The 15,836-nt window shown below is 71.7% G+C and carries 13 protein-coding genes; 8 read left to right on the top strand and 5 right to left on the bottom strand.

Translation table 11 applies throughout. The annotated features are described in order from the left end of the window. Window positions 1–203: 203 nt before the first annotated feature. The 4 genes from infC to A6A25_RS19350 all read left to right on the top strand — a co-directional run bounded on the left by infC (window position 204) and on the right by A6A25_RS19350 (window position 2,415). On the top strand, window positions 204–821 hold the full coding sequence (gene infC / locus A6A25_RS19365) for a translation initiation factor IF-3 (protein WP_073892006.1): 618 nt from the start codon (window positions 204–206) through the stop codon (window positions 819–821). A gap of 73 nt (window positions 822–894) precedes the next feature. Continuing rightward, entirely contained in the window at window positions 895–1,089 is a 195-nt protein-coding gene (rpmI, locus tag A6A25_RS19360; RefSeq protein WP_053722438.1) for a 50S ribosomal protein L35, read from the top strand. A 91-nt stretch (window positions 1,090–1,180) separates the two neighbouring features. After that, window positions 1,181–1,570, top strand: a complete 390-nt coding sequence (gene rplT / locus A6A25_RS19355) for a 50S ribosomal protein L20 (protein WP_073892005.1) — start codon at window positions 1,181–1,183, stop codon at window positions 1,568–1,570. Next, the gene (locus A6A25_RS19350) at window positions 1,567–2,415 is read left to right on the top strand and encodes a TrmH family RNA methyltransferase (RefSeq protein ID WP_073892045.1); all 849 of its coding nucleotides are present in this window, start codon (window positions 1,567–1,569) and stop codon (window positions 2,413–2,415) included. Before rplT ends, A6A25_RS19350 begins: the two co-directional genes overlap by 4 nt. 688 nt (window positions 2,416–3,103) lie before the next feature. On the opposite strand, the gene A6A25_RS19345 is transcribed toward A6A25_RS19350, so the two are convergent. Then, window positions 3,104–5,908 (bottom strand): hypothetical protein, encoded by a 2,805-nt coding sequence (locus A6A25_RS19345; RefSeq protein WP_073892003.1) that lies wholly within the window; start codon window positions 5,906–5,908, stop codon window positions 3,104–3,106. Further along, entirely contained in the window at window positions 5,905–7,659 is a 1,755-nt protein-coding gene (locus A6A25_RS19340) for an HSP90 family protein (protein ID WP_073892001.1), read from the bottom strand. The genes A6A25_RS19345 and A6A25_RS19340 overlap by 4 nt, the downstream gene beginning before the upstream one ends. 335 nt (window positions 7,660–7,994) lie before the next feature. On the opposite strand from A6A25_RS19340, the gene pheS reads away from it, so the two are divergent. The 3 genes from pheS (at window position 7,995) to A6A25_RS19325 (ending at window position 12,342) form a co-directional block, all read left to right on the top strand. Next, window positions 7,995–9,062: a phenylalanine--tRNA ligase subunit alpha gene (gene pheS / locus A6A25_RS19335; protein WP_073891999.1), complete on the top strand. Its 1,068-nt coding sequence runs from the start codon at window positions 7,995–7,997 to the stop codon at window positions 9,060–9,062. Between the two features lie 3 nt (window positions 9,063–9,065). Further along, window positions 9,066–11,543 carry a phenylalanine--tRNA ligase subunit beta gene (gene pheT / locus A6A25_RS19330; protein ID WP_073891998.1) on the top strand — a complete coding sequence of 826 codons (2,478 nt, stop codon included), beginning with the start codon at window positions 9,066–9,068 and terminating at the stop codon, window positions 11,541–11,543. A 307-nt stretch (window positions 11,544–11,850) separates the two neighbouring features. Then, window positions 11,851–12,342 (top strand): hypothetical protein, encoded by a 492-nt coding sequence (locus A6A25_RS19325; RefSeq protein ID WP_073891996.1) that lies wholly within the window; start codon window positions 11,851–11,853, stop codon window positions 12,340–12,342. A 13-nt stretch (window positions 12,343–12,355) separates the two neighbouring features. Here A6A25_RS19325 and A6A25_RS43120 read toward each other — a convergent pair whose 3' ends face one another. Together A6A25_RS43120 and A6A25_RS44775 are read right to left on the bottom strand one after the other, a co-directional pair. Beyond that, window positions 12,356–13,138 carry an IS630 family transposase gene (locus tag A6A25_RS43120; RefSeq protein WP_198932768.1) on the bottom strand — a complete coding sequence of 261 codons (783 nt, stop codon included), beginning with the start codon at window positions 13,136–13,138 and terminating at the stop codon, window positions 12,356–12,358. Then, complete coding sequence (locus A6A25_RS44775) at window positions 13,027–13,494, bottom strand: helix-turn-helix domain-containing protein (protein WP_198932767.1); 468 nt, start codon at window positions 13,492–13,494, stop codon at window positions 13,027–13,029. The genes A6A25_RS43120 and A6A25_RS44775 overlap by 112 nt, the downstream gene beginning before the upstream one ends. Before the next feature lie 196 nt (window positions 13,495–13,690). Between A6A25_RS44775 and sthA the strand changes: the two genes are divergently transcribed. Then, a complete protein-coding gene (gene sthA / locus A6A25_RS19310) occupies window positions 13,691–15,103 on the top strand; it encodes a Si-specific NAD(P)(+) transhydrogenase (RefSeq protein ID WP_073891993.1) in 1,413 nt (470 codons plus the stop codon). On the opposite strand, the gene A6A25_RS19305 is transcribed toward sthA, so the two are convergent. Further along, window positions 15,104–15,727 carry an HAD family hydrolase gene (locus A6A25_RS19305; protein ID WP_073891991.1) on the bottom strand — a complete coding sequence of 208 codons (624 nt, stop codon included), beginning with the start codon at window positions 15,725–15,727 and terminating at the stop codon, window positions 15,104–15,106. Window positions 15,728–15,836: the final 109 nt, after the last annotated feature.

The following is a 15,836-nucleotide window of genomic DNA, read 5'->3' as shown; positions in this document are numbered from 1 at the left end:
CGCGCGACCAGTCCCCGCACCTGTGGGGACGGCAAGTGGAGCCCCGCTCCCACCCGAGTCTGCCGCTTCGAGCAGGTGGCCGGGTCCGGTCCCACGAGGGGTGGACTGCGCCCTTCGTTGTGCGATCGGTCGGAAGCGGGCCTCACACCGGGCAGGTGTGGGGCCTCTTGTCTTTGGCGCACAACGAGTCACAAAGGACGTGAATGACAAGTCCCTCGAACCGAGGTGCTCCCGCGAGCACCGAGCCGCGCATCAACGACCGCATCCGCGTGCCCGAGGTTCGTCTGGTCGGGCCGAACGGCGAGCAGGTCGGGATCGTTCGCATCGAGGACGCGCTCCGACTCGCCCAGGAATCGGACCTCGACCTCGTCGAGGTCGCCGCGCAGGCTCGGCCGCCGGTCTGCAAGCTCATGGACTACGGCAAGTTCAAGTACGAGAGCGCGCAGAAGGCCCGCGAGTCTCGCCGCAACCAGCAGTTGACGGTCATCAAGGAGCAGAAGCTCCGGCCGAAGATCGACCCGCACGACTACCTGACGAAGAAGGGCCACGTGGCCCGCTTCCTGTCGCACGGGAACAAGGTCAAGGTGACCATCATGTTCCGGGGCCGTGAGCAGTCCCGGCCGGAGCTGGGTTACCGCCTGCTGCAGAGGCTCGCCGAGGACGTCGCGGAGCTGGGGTTCGTCGAGTCAAACCCGAAGCAGGACGGCCGCAACATGATCATGGTGCTGGCCCCGCACAAGACCACGAAGACCCGACCGGTCAAGCACGACAGCGCCGACGAGGCGCCGGCCGAGTCCGAGTCGGAGTCTGTCGAAGAGTGATCTCCCGGCCTCCGGGCCGGGAGCAAGCATGGCCGCCCCCATCCCCGGTGGCTGCTCGAGACTGAGGACGGAAATGCCCAAGAACAAGAGCCACAGCGGGACCTCCAAGCGCGTGAAGGTCACCGGCAGCGGCAAGCTCGTCCGCGAGAAGGCCGGCAAGCGCCACCTGCTGGAGAAGAAGTCCAGCAAGCTGACGCGTCGCCTCTCCGGCACGACCGAGGTCGCGAAGAACGACGTGCCGCGGCTGAAGAAGCTGCTCGGCCTCTGAGCCGTTCAGACGCCTTCGAGCCTGAGACCTTCACCCCCTTGAACACCGGGGTCGGCCCCCACCGGCCCCACGAGATCGACAGGATGGACCCGTGGCACGCGTCAAAAGGGCAGTGAACGCCCAGAAGAAGCGCCGTACCACCCTTGAGCTCGCCAGCGGCTACCGCGGCCAGCGTTCGAGGCTGTACCGCAAGGCCAAGGAGCAGGTGCTCCACTCGCTCAACTACGCCTACCGGGACCGCCGCGCCCGCAAGGGTGACTTCCGGAAGCTGTGGATCCAGCGCATCAACGCCGGTGTCCGCGCCAACGGCATGACGTACAACCGCTTCATCCAGGGCCTGCGCCTGGCCGGCATCGAGGTGGACCGCAAGATCCTCGCCGAGCTGGCCGTCAGCGACCCCGGCGCGTTCACCGCGCTGGTCGAGGCCGCTCGCGCCGCCCTGCCGAGCGACGTCAACGCGCCCGTCGAGGACAAGGCCTGAGCGCGAACGACCGCGCACCACGACCCGGGGATGCTCCGTTCACCGAACGGACTCCCCGGGTCGTTGCCGCTAAGCACCTGACCAGGCGTTCCGGCCGCGACCGCGCCTCGCGCTTCCTCGCCGAGGGCGCGCAGGCCGTCCGCGAGGCCCTGGCCTGGGCCGCCACCGACCGCGGCCGCGTGCACGAACTCTTCGTCACCGCCGACGCCGCCACCCGCAACCGCTCGCTGGTGCACGCCGCGGTCGACGCCGGCGTGCCGGTCAGCACCGTGACCGACAAGGCCGCCGCCGGCCTGTCGGAGACCGTGACGCCGCAGGGGCTCGTCGCCGTGTGCTCGCTCGTCGACGTGCCGCTTTCCGCGGCGCTCGCACCGGGCGCGCGGCTGGTGGCCGTGCTGCACGGCGTGGCGGACCCCGGTAACGCGGGCACGGTGGTGCGCGTGGCGGACGCGGCGGGCGCCGACGCGGTGATCTTCGCCGGCGACACGGTCGACCCGCACAACGGCAAGTGCGTGCGCGCGTCCACCGGCAGCGTGTTCCACCTGCCGATCGCGCGGGTGCGGGACGCGGGCGAGGCGTTCGCGGCGTGCCGCGAGGCGGGGCTGCGGCTGGTGGCGGCGGACGGGTACGCGCCCGAGGACCTGGTGACGGCCGACCTGCGTGGTGATCTCGCCGTGCCGACCGGGTGGGTGTTCGGCAGCGAGGCGCACGGGTTGCCGGACGAGGTCGTGGCCGGGCTGGACGCTTCGCTGAAGGTGCCGATCTACGGCGGGGCCGAGAGCCTCAACCTGGCGACCGCCGCCGCGGTGTGCCTTTACGCTTCGGCTCGTGCCCAGCGGGCCTGACGGCCGCGCCGGGGCCTGACGGCCGCACCCGCACCTCGCCGCCCGCCTTACCTCGGTAGGCCCGCCTTACCTCGGCACGCCGCCGATGTCGGCACGCCGCCGATGTCGGCACGCCGCCGATGTCGGCACGCCGCTGTGTGGCAGCCGGGTGGTCACGCCCCGTCAGGCCGCCGTGGGCTGGCAGGCCGCAGTGGGCCGGCCGACAGGCCGCAGTGCGGCGATCGGGTGGCCACAGCCCCGTGGGCCGCCGCGGGTGGCCGGAGGTCCGGTAGGCCGCCGCCGGTGGCCGGGTGCTGGTGGGTGGCTGGGTGGCCGTGCCTTAGGCAGGCCCGCCGCACACCCAGGACGGGCCGCTGTACTCCCTGGGCGGGATGTCGTGCCTCGGTGGCTGAGGGCTGCTCCGGCACCTCGTCCGGCTGGTGGTCGTGGGGCGGGTCGGGGAGGCCGGGTGGGGGTGTGGTGGTCGTGGGTGGTGGTCGGGTGGTGGTCGGGTGGGGGTGGGTTGGGCTGGGCTGGGGTCTCCTGGTGCCTGGGCCGGCCTCCTTGTTTGTTTTAGGCGACGCGCGAAGTCGGTTTTGGTTCTCGGTTGCGTGGTGATTAGCTCGATGTGGTGATCATGGTTGACATTTGGGGGACCTGGCCTGCGGCGTGCTGACCTGCGGGTTTGAGGTCGGCACGCCGCATTTGGTCAGGCCTCGAGGCGGGTGTTCAGGGTGCGGAGCAGGGGGTCGCTCGCGGTTGGCTTGGATTGGGTTCGGAGGGCTTCCTCGAGGACGTTCGCGATGTCGCCGAGGAGTTGGGGCGGGGTCTCGTCGTTGATCAACGTGCCGGCACGGCGGGCTTCGGCTTCGGCGTTGGCCTGATCTCCCGAGTCCAGCAGGAACCGCGCGCCCCGGGTCACCAGGAACGTCTGCCAGTCCAGGTCGCCCAGCTGAGCGGCCAGTTCCTCGGCGATGCCGTTCTGCTCGATCGCCGCCGCGTGCTCGCCCGCCTGGATGTGCAGGAACGCCCGGATCGCGGCGATCCGAGCTGTCAGGTGCGTGCGGTGGTCGGGGTCGTCCACCGACGGCAGGAGGTGTTCGGCCTCGGTCAACGTGGTGGCGCACTCGGCGGCCTCCTCGTTCGGCAGCGCGGCGGCGGCTTCGACCAGGGAGCCGGCGGCTTCGGCCGGTTCGTCGACTTCCTGCCACGCGGCCGCGGCGCCCTGGTAGGCGGAGGCGGCTTCCAGCGGTAGGTCGAGGCGGCGCAGGACGCCGGCCAGGACGTCCAGCACCATGGCACGACGCCACGGCTCGTCCGGCGGGACCAGGCCCAGGGCCACTTCCAGGTGACGGCGGGCGGCTTCGGTCTCGTCCAGGCGGGCGCACACCTGACCCAGGCGGTAGCGGACGGGGACGATGACGTCCGGGTCCACGTCGCCGCCCTCGATCACCCGCACGGCCTCCTCCAGCGCCTCGGCGGCCTCGACGAAACGGCCCGCCTTGAGGTAGCCGCCGGCCAGGGCGTAGCACGCCTTCGCCACGTCGTCCGGCACGCCGAGCTCATGCCCGACCGTCACCGCCTCACGCAGTTCCGGCAGGTGCTCGGCCTCCAAGCCCAAGCGTTCCACCGACGCCACCCGCTGCCGGTGCGTCTCCGCCGTCCACGGCCCGCGCGGTGTGCCGAACGCGCTGACGAACTCGGCGGCCGTCCGCACGGCCTCCTCCTCGCCCCGCACGGTCTGGATCTTCAGCAGCAGGCGCAACGCGTCGAACCGCACCGACGCCGACGGCGCGTCCGACAGCACGGCCACGACCTCGGCGTGCGCCTCGTCCAGCTGCCCGGTGCTCGCCAGGTGCTGCGCCCGGTCGCACCGCGCCCGCGACACCAGCTCCGGCACCTCGGCCCGCGCCAGCTCCAGCGCCTCGGTGGCCAACGCACCCTGCTCGTCGGTCTCGTCCGCGTCCGCCAGCAGGTCCGCCAGCAGCAACCTGGTCAGCACCCGCGTGTACGGGGTGCCCGTGGCCTCGGCCTCGGCCAGGCAGGTGCGCGCCACCTCCGTGGACTCCGCGAGCCCGCCCTCCTCGGCACGCAGCCCCGCGCCCCGCGCCCGGTACCGGTTGGCCAGGTCGTGCTCGCCCAACGCGACCAGCCGCTCGATCGCCGCGTCCAGCTCCGCCAGCACCTCTTCCTTCGGCCGCACGTGCCCGCCGACGATCGCCCGCCGCGCCGCGACCAGCGCGCCCAGCGTCTCGGGCAACAACGGGTCCATGTCCTCCGGCAACGACCGCAGCAGCCGCATGCCGACGATGAACTCGCCGCTGTCGAACGCCTCGCACAGCTGCTGCGCCAGCTCGACCGGGTCGGCGACGGTCACCGGCTCCTCTTCGACGGAGGCGACGGGCGCGGGCGCGGACGGGATCGGCACGGCCAGCGGCACCGGGATCGTGTCCGACGCGGTCAGCGTGCGTCGGATGCGGGTGCTCACCGCGTCACTGCCGTTGCGCCGGTCGAACCGGGCCGCGATCTCCAGCGCCTGCGCCTCCAGCAGCTCACGCAGCTCCGGCGCGGACATCACCGTCGTCCGCCCGTCGTGCGGCACGTGGAACTCCTCGTCCGACGACACCCGGCTGAGCAGCAGCGCGGCGCCCGCCGCGAAGTGCATGGCCCGGGACGGGCTGGTCGAGTGGTGCACCCGGTGCAGGTGGCCGCGCAGCAGCTCGACGCCGCGCCGCACGTTGCCCGACGTCGCGCAGAACTCCAGGTGGTCGTCCAGGTAGCCGCCGACCAGGTCGTCGCGCACCAGCCGGTACGCCACCACGTGCGCCTGCCGCGCCCGGTCCACGTCGCCCAGCGCCACGAACGCGGGCGTCAACGTGGTCAGGATGCCCTGCGGCTGGGTCGCGCAGCCGGTCTCCTGCCCCAGCTGGTGCTCGGCGTGCGCGACCGCCTCGGCGTGCCTGCCCTGCCGGATCAGGTGACCGGCCTGCTCCTCGATGACGCACGCCTCGCAGTCGCTCATCGGGCCGCGGTCCATCGCCAGGTACTTCGCGAAGTGCTCCCGGTACGCCTCGTCGTCGCCGACGTGCGCGGCCAGGTCGGCGCGGGCGCCGTGGACCGGCTGCATCGAGTACCCGAGCCGCTGGTAGCGCTCGGCGAGCTGGTCGACGAACGACCCGATCTGCTCCAGCGTGAACCTGGGGTCCGCGATCAGGCCGCTGACGATCCACTTGTGCGCCCAGTCGAAGCTGTGCGTCTCCCACTCGTCGAACGCCGTGGGGTCGCGCTGCTCGGCCGTGCCGCACCAGGCGAACGGCGCCAGCATCAGGTCGTAGCGGCCCAGGTCGTAGGCCGAGCGGATGAGCGCGATCCGGCAGCTCACCGCCAGCGGCAGGTGGTCGACGGCGTCGGCGGCACGGGCCGCGCGTTCCAGCGCCTCGTGCCGCGGCATGCCCTCCGGCAGGTGGTAGGCCTCGACGAACTGCCGCTCGGCGGCTTCCTTCTCCTCGTTCACAGGTGATCCCCCACAGCGCGGTCCAGCAGTTCCAGGAACGAACGGTTCAGCGCCGCGGTGTCCTTCGGCCGCAACGGGCGCCGCGCCTGCAGCAGGGCGTGCACGTACAGCGACTCCACGGTCAGCTCCACCAGCGCCGGGTCGGTCAGCTGCGCCAGCCTCCGCACCAGCGGGTTGCGGCAGTTGAGCACGAGCCGCTGGGCGGCGTCCGACGACGACTCGACCAGGCTGCCCAGCAGTTCCGCCCACAGCGGGTCGGCCTGCTCGCCGACCTGCTGCGCGTCCCGCCTGCGCTCGGCCTCCACGTTGGTGACCAGCAGCGCGGGCAGCGAGCCGGGGTCGAAGTCACGCGGCACGGCGTCGCAGTCGTGCCGTTCCAGCACGTCCTTGGCCATGGTGAACCGTTCGCGCAGCGCGCGCTCCAGCTCGGGGTCCGGGTCGTCGAGCGCGGCCAGCACCTCGGTCGGCGCGACCCGGCGTGCGGCGGTGGGACCGTCCAGGGCGACCAGCCGGGCCATGATCTCCGCGTCGTAGGCGTAGCCCGCGTTGACCAAACCCATGCCCTGGGCGTGCGCGACCGGCGCGAGCTGGCGGAACTCGTCCACGTCCGGCACGTGCGCGATGGTGCCGTGCTTGCGGCGGAACTGGCGCAGCGACTGCGGGCCGTCGGTGGTCTCGAACGGCAGCCACCGCTCGACCAGCCGCAGCATCTCGTCGTCCACCCTGGCCAGCGACTTGATGCCCAGGTGGTGCGCGTCGAGCAGGGCACGGGTGCGCTCGGGACTGGTCGCGTCCAGCCGGACGAGCCAGTCGCGGACCTGGCGGCCCAGCTCCTCGCGCACGGCGAGCAGCGTCTCGTCCTGGTAGAGCGACTCGCGGCTCGCGGTCGGCCGCAGCGACGTCGAGTCGACCACGCAGCGCACGAAGTACGCCCACTCCGGCAGCAGGCCCTCGATCGCGTCGCCGACGAGCATCCGCTTCAGGTAGACGCGGTGGGACTGGCGGGCACCGGGGTGCACCCCGCTGGGCAGCACGTAGGCGACGCCGCGCAGGCCGACCGTCGGCACCTCGACCGGGATCGCGTCGAACGGCTGGACGCCCAGCACCTTCTCGCCGTAGGACAGCGCGTCCTCCACCCACGGCAGCTCGCCGTGCGTGACGACTTCGTCACCGATGCGGACCGTCACCGGCAGCAGCTCGCCGTACTCGGTGACCAGCGCCTTGACCACGTCGCGCTCCAGCCAGTGCTCCGAGTCGCGGTGCGGCACCAGCTCGATCGTGGTGCCGATGTCGGCGCGCGCGTCCTGGTCGACCTCCACCTCGTAGTTGCCCGCCGAGTCGGCCGTCCACCGCACCGCCGGCCCGCCCTTGACCGAGCGGCTGACGAGCCGGATGCGTTCGGCGACCAGGAACGCCGACAGCAGGCCGACGCCGAACTGGCCGAGGAAGCCCTGGCGGGCGAAGCCGAGGTCGTCGCGCTTGGACGTGCGGCCGAGCGTGGACAGCAGGTCGTGCACCTCGCGCTCGGTGAGGCCGATACCGGTGTCGGAGATGCGGAAGGTGCCGCCGGCGGACCCGACCGGCTCGATCACGACCTCGCCCGGCGCGTCCGGTTGCAGCGCGCGACGGGCGGTGATCGCGTCCACCGCGTTCTGCAGCAGCTCGCGCGCGTACACCCGCGGGCTGCTGTAGAGGTGGTGGCTGAGCAGGTCGATGATCCCGCGCAGGTCGACACCGAAGGTGTGTGCCATGGGAGTGGAGTTCACCTCGGGTCAGGTCACGGGGGAGGGACGATTCTAAGGGCGTGCCGGCGGCTGGTGACCCGGTTTTCCGCTGATCGCCCGCCGGGGTGGGAGCTCGCGCGCGGTCAAGACTGCCACGGCCCACCGACAATTCCGGCTCGCTCCCGCCGCCGCGGCCGGCACGACAGGTGACCGGGCGACGTCTCCCCGGTGGGTGACCGGTCACCTCCCGTGGGCGGCGGTGGGTGCGGCGGATGGCCGATCACCTAGGATCGACCCGCCGCTCCGCGTGCCGTGCGGAGGGCTGACCACCAGTTGTCCGTGACGGGAGCTGTCCACCAACCATGTCCGGAGCCAACGACCCGTACGACCCCAAGCAGGTCGCGGCGCTCGCACCCGAAGCGCTCGACGCGGCGGTCGAGCAGGCTCATGAGGCGTTCGCGAAGGCGGCCGACCTCGACGAGCTCGCCGCCGTGAAGCCGAGCCACCTGGGTGACCGCTCGCCGGTCCTGCTGGCCCGCCGCGAGATCGGCGCGCTGCCGCCGGCCGCGAAGGCGGAGGCGGGCAAGCGGGTGAACGAGGCGCAGAACGCGGTCAAGGCCGCGTTCGAGGAGCGCCGCGCCCGGCTGCAGGCCGAGCGCGACGAACGGGTGCTGCGCGAGGAGACGGTCGACGTCACGCTGCCGTGGGACCGGGTGCCGCGAGGCGCCCGCCACCCGATCTCCACGCTGGCCGAGCGCATCGCCGACGTGTTCGTGGCCATGGGCTACGAGGTCGCGGAGGGCCCGGAGCTGGAGACCGAGTGGTTCAACTTCGACGCGTTGAACTTCGGCAAGGACCACCCGGCGCGCACCATGCAGGACACGTTCTACGTGGGCCCCGCCGACTCGGGCCTGGTGCTGCGCACGCACACCAGCCCGGTGCAGGCGCGCACGCTGCTGGACCGCGAGCCGCCCGTCTACGTGGTGTGCCCCGGCCGCACGTTCCGCACCGACGAGCTGGACGCCACCCACACCCCCGTCTTCCACCAGGTCGAGGGCCTGGCCGTGGACAAGGGCCTGACCATGGCGCACCTGAAGGGCACGCTCGACGCGTTCGCCCGGGCCATGTTCGGCGAGGACTCCAAGACCCGGCTGCGGCCGAGCTTCTTCCCGTTCACCGAGCCGTCCGCCGAGGTGGACGTGTGGTTCCCGGAGAAGAAGGGCGGCGCGGGCTGGGTCGAGTGGGGCGGCTGCGGCATGGTCAACCCCAACGTGCTGCGCAACTGCGGCGTCGACCCGGACGTGTACTCCGGGTTCGCGTTCGGCATGGGCCTGGAGCGCACGCTGCAGTTCCGCAACGGCCTGCCCGACATGCGCGACATGGTCGAAGGCGATGTCCGCTTCACCCAGCCATTCGGAACGGAGGCCTGACCGGTGCGCATTCCGGTTACCTGGCTGGTCGAGAACCTCGAGTTCGCCGAGACGCCCACGCCCGAGCAGCTCGCCGAGGCGTTCGTCCGGATCGGCATCGAGGTCGAGGACGTCCACGAGCTCGACTCGGTCACCGGTCCGCTCGTCGCGGGCCGCGTGGTGGAGATCGAGGAGCTGACCGAGTTCAAGAAGCCGATCCGCTACTGCCAGGTCGAGGTCGGCCCGGACCAGGTCAACGGCATCGTCTGCGGCGCGTCGAACTTCCAGGAGGGCGACACGGTCGTGGTCGCCCTGCCCGGCGCGGTGCTGCCCGGCGACTTCACCATCTCGGCGCGCAAGACCTACGGCCGGACCAGCAACGGCATGATCTGCTCGGCTGCCGAGCTGGGCCTGGGCGACGACCACTCCGGGATCATGGTGCTGCCCAGCGGCACGGCGCAGCCCGGTGACGACGCGATCGAGCTGCTCGGCCTGGGCGACACGGTGATCGAGGTCGCGCCGACCCCCGATCGGGGCTACGCGTTCTCCGTGCGCGGCCTGGCCCGCGAGATCGCGTGCGCGTTCGACGTGCCCTACCGCGACCCCGGCACGGCCGAGGTGCCCGAGGGCGAGGGTGAGGTCCTGCCGGTCACCATCGAGGACGAGGGCGCGTGCTCCCGGTTCGTGGCCCGGCGCGTCAGCGGCGTCGACCCGACCGCGCCGACGCCGTGGTGGATGCGCCGGCGGCTGATGCTGGCGGGCATCCGGTCGATCTCGCTGCCGGTGGACGTCACCAACTACGTGATGCTGGAGCTGGGCCAGCCGCTGCACGCGTTCGACGCGCAGGCGGTCAAGGGCAGCCTGGTGGTGCGGCGCGCGGTGGCCGGCGAGAAGCTGACCACGCTGGACGAGCAGGTCCGTGCGTTGGACCCGGACGACATCGTGATCGCCGACGACAGCGGCGTGGTCTCGCTGGCCGGTGTGATGGGCGGCGCGAGCACCGAGGTGTCCGCGACCAGCTCGGACATCCTGCTGGAGGCGGCGAACTGGGACCCGGCGTCCATCGCCCGCACGGTGCGCAGGCACAAGCTGCCCAGCGAGGCGGCCAAGCGGTTCGAGCGCACGGTGGACACGGCGCTGGCGCCGGTCGCCCTGGAACGCGCGGCCCGGCTGCTGGACATGTTCGGTGACGGCAGCATCAAGCCCGGCCGCACGGACGTGGGCGGGCCGACGCAGCCCAAGCCGGTGTCGATGCCGATCAACCTGCCCGACCGGGTCGCCGGCGTGAACTACGCCCGCGGCGTGACCGCGCGCCGGCTCGGCCAGATCGGCTGCCAGGTCGAGGTCACCACGGGTGACGACGGCGCGACCATGGTCACCGCGATCCCGCCGACGTGGCGCGCGGACCTGACCCAGCCCGCCGACCTGGTGGAGGAGGTGCTGCGGCTGGAGGGCTACGACACGATCCCGTCCACGCTGCCGCCCGCGCCCGCCGGTCGCGGGTTGACCGAGCAGCAACGCCGCCGCCGCACGGTGTCGCGCGCGCTGGCGGAGAACGGGTTCGTCGAGGTCAAGCCGTTCCCGTTCGTGGCGCCCGCGGTGTTCGACGCGCTCGGCCTGCCCGAGGGCGACGTGCGGCGCAACACGGTGAGCGTGCTCAACCCGCTGGAGTCGGACAAGCACGCGCTGGCCACCACGCTGGTGCCCGGCCTGCTGGAGACGGTGCAGCGCAACCTCGCGCGCGGCCAGAAGGACCTCGCGGTCTACACGATCGCCCAGGTGACGTTGCCGCGCACCCAGCAGGTGCCGGTGCCGCAGGTCGGCGTGGGCGAGCGGCCCTCGGACGCGCAGGTGGCGTCGCTGCTGGCGTCGCTGCCGCAGCAGCCGGTGCACGTGGCGGCCGTGCTGACCGGCAACCGCGAGCAGGCGGGTTGGTGGGGCAAGGGCAGGCAGGCGGACTGGGCGGACGCGGTGCAGGCCGCGCGGCTGGTCGGCCAGGCCTACGGGGTGGAGCTGACCGTGGTCGCCTCCGACCTCGCGCCGTGGCACCCCGGCCGGTGCGCCGAGCTGCGGGTCGGCGACTGGCCAGTGGGCCACGCCGGTGAGCTTCACCCGAAGGTGGTGGAGGCGCTGGGGCTGCCGAAGCGGACCGTGGCGATGGAGCTGGACCTCGACGCGCTGCCGCTGAGCGACCACCGGCCCGCGCCGGTCGTGTCGGCGTACCCGCCGGTGCTGCTGGACGTGGCCGTGGTCGTGCCGGTGGAGGTGCCCGCCGGGCAGGTCGCACGGGTGCTGCGCACCGGCGGTGGGGCGTTGCTGGAGGACATCCGGCTGTTCGACGTCTACACCGGTGACCAGGTCGGCGAGGGCAAGCGGTCGCTGGCGTACTCGCTGCGGTTCCGCGCGCCGGACCGCACGTTGACCGTGGAGGAGGCGACGGCGGCACGTGACGCGGCCGTGGCCGCCGCCGCGGAGCGCTTCGGCGCGGTGCTGAGAGGCTGACGCGTGCGTCCTGGACCCGCACGAGTGCGGGTCCAGGACTACGCCGCACGGGTGAATCACCCGGCGGTCGTGACAGGGCGAACGTGCTGATCACGCGGTGTCGCGTGCCGTGTCAAGAGGCCCAAAGACCTTTCTTTCCGGGTCGGCCAGGTCCTTGCGCACAGGTTGAACGTTCTCCAAGATTGGCTTCGCGGCCCGCTGGGCCGAGGGGCGAAGCGATGAACCGCCGGGCGAGTCTGGTCGCCGGTCCGACGGGGAGCTAGCGGCGAACCCACCGCCTGGAGCAGCAATCGAGTGAGGTTGCCTCATGCGCAGCTTGGGTCCGCGGGCGGAAGTCGCCGTCGCCATGACCATCCTCGGCGTGGGCGCCGCCGTGGTCGCTGCGATGCACCTGACCTGGCCGGAGCCTGAACTGCCCGCGATGGCGTACTCGGTGAGCGGCGGCGAGGTGTCCGACCTCAAGCCGTTCGAGATCAACGACATCTCCGGCGCGGCGGTCGAGCTGACGCCGGGCAGCGAGGGTGCCCGCCTGGTGCGGCTGTCCAACCCGAACAGCGTGGACATCGTGGTGCTGACGTTGCAGGCCGAGCCGGGCCAGCCGTTGGACGAGGCGCAGAACAAGGTGCCGGGCTGCCCGCCCGCGGTGCTGACCGTGGTGCCGATGGCGGAGCCGGTGACCATCCCGCCGTCGGGGTCGGTCGAGGTGGAGATGGTCGTGCAGATCGCCCACGACGTGCCGAGCGCGTGCACGGACCTGGTGTTCCCGCTGACCTACTCGGGTCGCGCCGCCCGCGCCTAGTAGACCGTCGCGGCTAATTCTTGGGGTATAGGTGGCGGAGTTTGACGCGTGCGTCGTCGGTGGTGAACTGCCAGCGGACCTGGCGTTGCTCGGTGTTGATGGCGTGTTGCCAGGCGGCGAGTTCGGCGTTGAGGGTGTCGAGGTCGCTGATGCGGCGGTCGAGGCATTGCCGCGACAGTGCGGACAGTTCGATCTCGGCGATGTTGAGCCAGGACCCGTGCTTGGGGGTGTGGTGGATCTCCAGGCGCTGAGCGAGGGCGAAGGCCTCGTCGGGCGTGAAGGCCTCGTAGAGCGAGGCGATGCCGTGGGTGTTGAGGTTGTCCATGACCAGCACCACGGTCTCGGCGTCGGGATAGTCCACGGTCAGGAGTTCCTTGACCTGGCCGGCCCAGTCGATCTTGGTTCGCCGTTCCAGGGCGTGCACACGGCGCCACCCTTGCAGCGGCTCTGTCCACACGAAGATCGAGCAGGTGCCGCACCGGACGTATTCGCTGTCCTCGCGGGCGTCTCGGCCCGGCCGGGCGGGGAGCGGTTCGCGGACGTGGTCGAGGAGCTGGAAGGGTTTCTCGTCCATGCACACGACCGGACGGGCCGGGTCGTGCGGGCGGGCGTAGACGGCGAGGACATCTTCCATGCGGGCGGCGAACTCCGCGTTGGCCCGCGGCGGGATGTTCCAGCACTTCCTCAGGTGAGGACGCAGTTCCGTTTTTTTAAGACCCGGCCGATGGTCGAGTGGTCCAGGTTCGGGATGTCCTCGGTGAGCTGGACGTGTTTCTCCAGCAGCCGCAACGACCACCGGGCATGCCCTGCCGGCGGCTGCGAGCACGCCAGCGCGATCAGCCGGGCCTCGACCTCACCGGTCACCGGGGACGGCACCGGCGGAAGAGCACGCTTCTTGCGCGAGATCGTGGCCAGCACATCACCGCCGGTCTCGTCGAACCGCTTGGCGACCAGCCGCAGCGTCTCGCCCGAGACCCCGAGCCGGGCCGCGATCACTTCCTTCGGATCAGGCTCGCCCACCGAGGTGTCCAACGCGAGCAACACCCGCGCCCGCATGATCGACGACGCCGGATGCACACCTGTCGTGGTCCACCGGATCAACTCTTCACGATCCCGCGCCGACAACCTGACCGGCCGCTTCAGTTGCGACACCACCACACCAGTCCTTGTCCGGCAGGGAACGGCCCTGCCGGACAACAGCCTCCCAGCCACTGGCATCACAACTAAGCAGCGACACGCTACTAGGTCCGCCGCGGCGACGTTTGGCGTCGGCCGGGGCGAACACCGGTCCCGCGCGTCCGGCCTGGAAACCCGGGAAGATCGCGCCCGCTTGTGACACGCTGCACCGGTGAGCGAATACGACTACGACCTGCTGGTGATCGGCTCGGGCCCCGGTGGGCAGAAGGCCGCCATCGCGGGCGCCAAGCTCGGCAAGCGGGTCGCGATCGTGGACCGCGCCGACATGGTGGGCGGCGTGTGCGTCAACACCGGCACCATCCCGTCGAAGACGCTGCGCGAGGCGGTGATGTACCTGACCGGGATGAGCCAGCGCGAGCTGTACGGCGCCAGCTACCGGGTCAAGCAGGACATCACCATCGCCGACCTGCTCGCCCGCACGCAGCACGTGATCGGCCGCGAGGTCCAGGTCGTGCGCGCCCAGCTGCACCGCAACCACATCGACCTGCTCCAGGGCACCGCCCGGTTCCTCGACCCGCACACCGTCGCGGTGGACGGCGCGCACCGCGGCGAGCACCACGCCGTCACCGCCGAGAAGGTCGTGATCGCCACCGGCACCCGTCCCGCCCGGCCGGACCAGGTGGACTTCGACGAGATCCGGGTGCTGGACTCCGACGAGGTGCTGGCCCTGGAGGAGATCCCGTCGTCGCTGGTCGTGGTGGGCGCGGGCGTGATCGGCATCGAGTACGCGTCGATGTTCGCGGCGCTGGGCAGCCGGGTGACGGTGGTCGAGCAGCGCGACCGGATGCTCGACTTCTGCGACCCGGAGATCGTGGAGTCGCTGAAGTTCCACCTGCGCGACCTCGCGGTGACGTTCCGGTTCGGCGAGAAGGTCGTCAACGTCGACGTGTCCGACAGCGGCACGGTCACCACGCTGGCCAGCGGCAAGCGCATCCCGGCCGCCGCGGTGATGTACTCGGCCGGTCGGCAGGGCAACACCGAGGCGCTGGACCTGGACAAGGCGGGCCTGGAGGCCGACCACCGCGGCCGGCTGACCGTGGACGAGCACTACCGCACGCCGGTCGAGCACATCTACGCGGTCGGTGACGTGATCGGCTTCCCGGCGCTCGCCGCCACGTCGATGGACCAGGGCCGCCTCGCGGCGTACCACGCGTTCGGGGAGAAGGCGCGTGAGCTGTCGGCGTTGCAGCCCATCGGGATCTACACGATCCCGGAGATCTCCTACTGCGGTGCCACGGAGGCCGAGCTGACGTCGTCCGCCGTGCCGTACGAGGTCGGCCTGGCGCGGTACCGCGAGCTGGCGCGCGGCTCGATCGTCGGCGACGCCTACGGCATGCTCAAGCTGCTGGTGTCCACTGTGGACCGCAAGCTGCTCGGCGTGCACCTGTTCGGCACCGGCGCGACCGACCTCGTCCACATCGGCCAGGCGGTCATGGCGTGCGGCGGCACGGTCGACTACCTGGTGGACACCGTCTTCAACTACCCGACGCTGTCCGAGGCGTACAAGGTGGCCGCGCTGGACGCCACGAACAAGATGCGCGCCCTGGAGCGGTTCGGGTCCTGATCAGCCGACCAGGTTCGTGACCAGGTGCAAGCGGGCGTTGTCGACGTCACGCAGCGGCGGGACGAGCAGCGTCGGCAGGCCCGCCTCCACGCCCGCGCCGTCGTGCGTGGAGCGGTCGCCGACCATCAGCGTCTCGCCCGGCGCGGTGCCGAGCTCGTCCAGCGCGATGCGGAAGATCGCCGGGTCGGGCTTCACCACGCCGTGCTCGAACGACAGCACGAACGAGTCCACCGGCAGGTCGCCGAACGCGGGCCGGATGTCGAAGTGGATGTCGCTGAGCACCCCGATCCGCACGCCCGCGGCGCGCAGCCCGCGCAACGTCGGCCCGGCGTCCACCGCGAACGGGTTGAACGCCGGGTCGGACTCCACCGCGTACAGCGAGTCGGCCAGGTCCCCGTCCAGCCCGGCGGCCCGGAACGCGCCGTAGTAGGTCTTCCGGTGCAGCGCGGCGTCCGCGTCCACGCCCGGCGCGTCCAGCAGCGCGAGGTCCAGCGACGCGATGACCTCGGCGGCCTGCCCGGGGTCACGCCCGATTCGGCGCAACGCCTCCGCCACCCACCTGCGGAACGTCGGCGTGAGCACCAGGGTCCCCCGCCAGTCGAAGATCACGGCCCGCAGGCGCATCGAAGCTCCTTCTTTGTCACGGACGGTAGTTGCCATCTCACTCGTGTGAAGGCTGCCGCACCACTCCGCCGCGTGGCTACGTTTTTTCGCAGGACCCTGGACGGTGGGA

The sequence above is a fragment of the Saccharothrix sp. CB00851 genome, from assembly GCF_001905065.1.
Taxonomy (GTDB): domain Bacteria; phylum Actinomycetota; class Actinomycetes; order Mycobacteriales; family Pseudonocardiaceae; genus Actinosynnema.
This window is presented reverse-complemented; position numbering and strand designations above follow the sequence as displayed.

Excerpts from the sequence above, each read along its gene's own strand:
- A6A25_RS19325 (WP_073891996.1), top strand. The coding sequence starts at position 11,851 with ATGCGCAGCTTGGGTCCGCGGGCGGAAGTCGCCGTCGCCATGACCATC.
- A6A25_RS19305 (WP_073891991.1), bottom strand. The coding sequence starts at position 15,727 with ATGCGCCTGCGGGCCGTGATCTTCGACTGGCGGGGGACCCTGGTGCTC.
- infC (WP_073892006.1), top strand. The coding sequence starts at position 204 with ATGACAAGTCCCTCGAACCGAGGTGCTCCCGCGAGCACCGAGCCGCGC.
- A6A25_RS19340 (WP_073892001.1), bottom strand. The coding sequence starts at position 7,659 with ATGGCACACACCTTCGGTGTCGACCTGCGCGGGATCATCGACCTGCTC.
- pheS (WP_073891999.1), top strand. The coding sequence starts at position 7,995 with ATGTCCGGAGCCAACGACCCGTACGACCCCAAGCAGGTCGCGGCGCTC.
- rpmI (WP_053722438.1), top strand. The coding sequence starts at position 895 with ATGCCCAAGAACAAGAGCCACAGCGGGACCTCCAAGCGCGTGAAGGTC.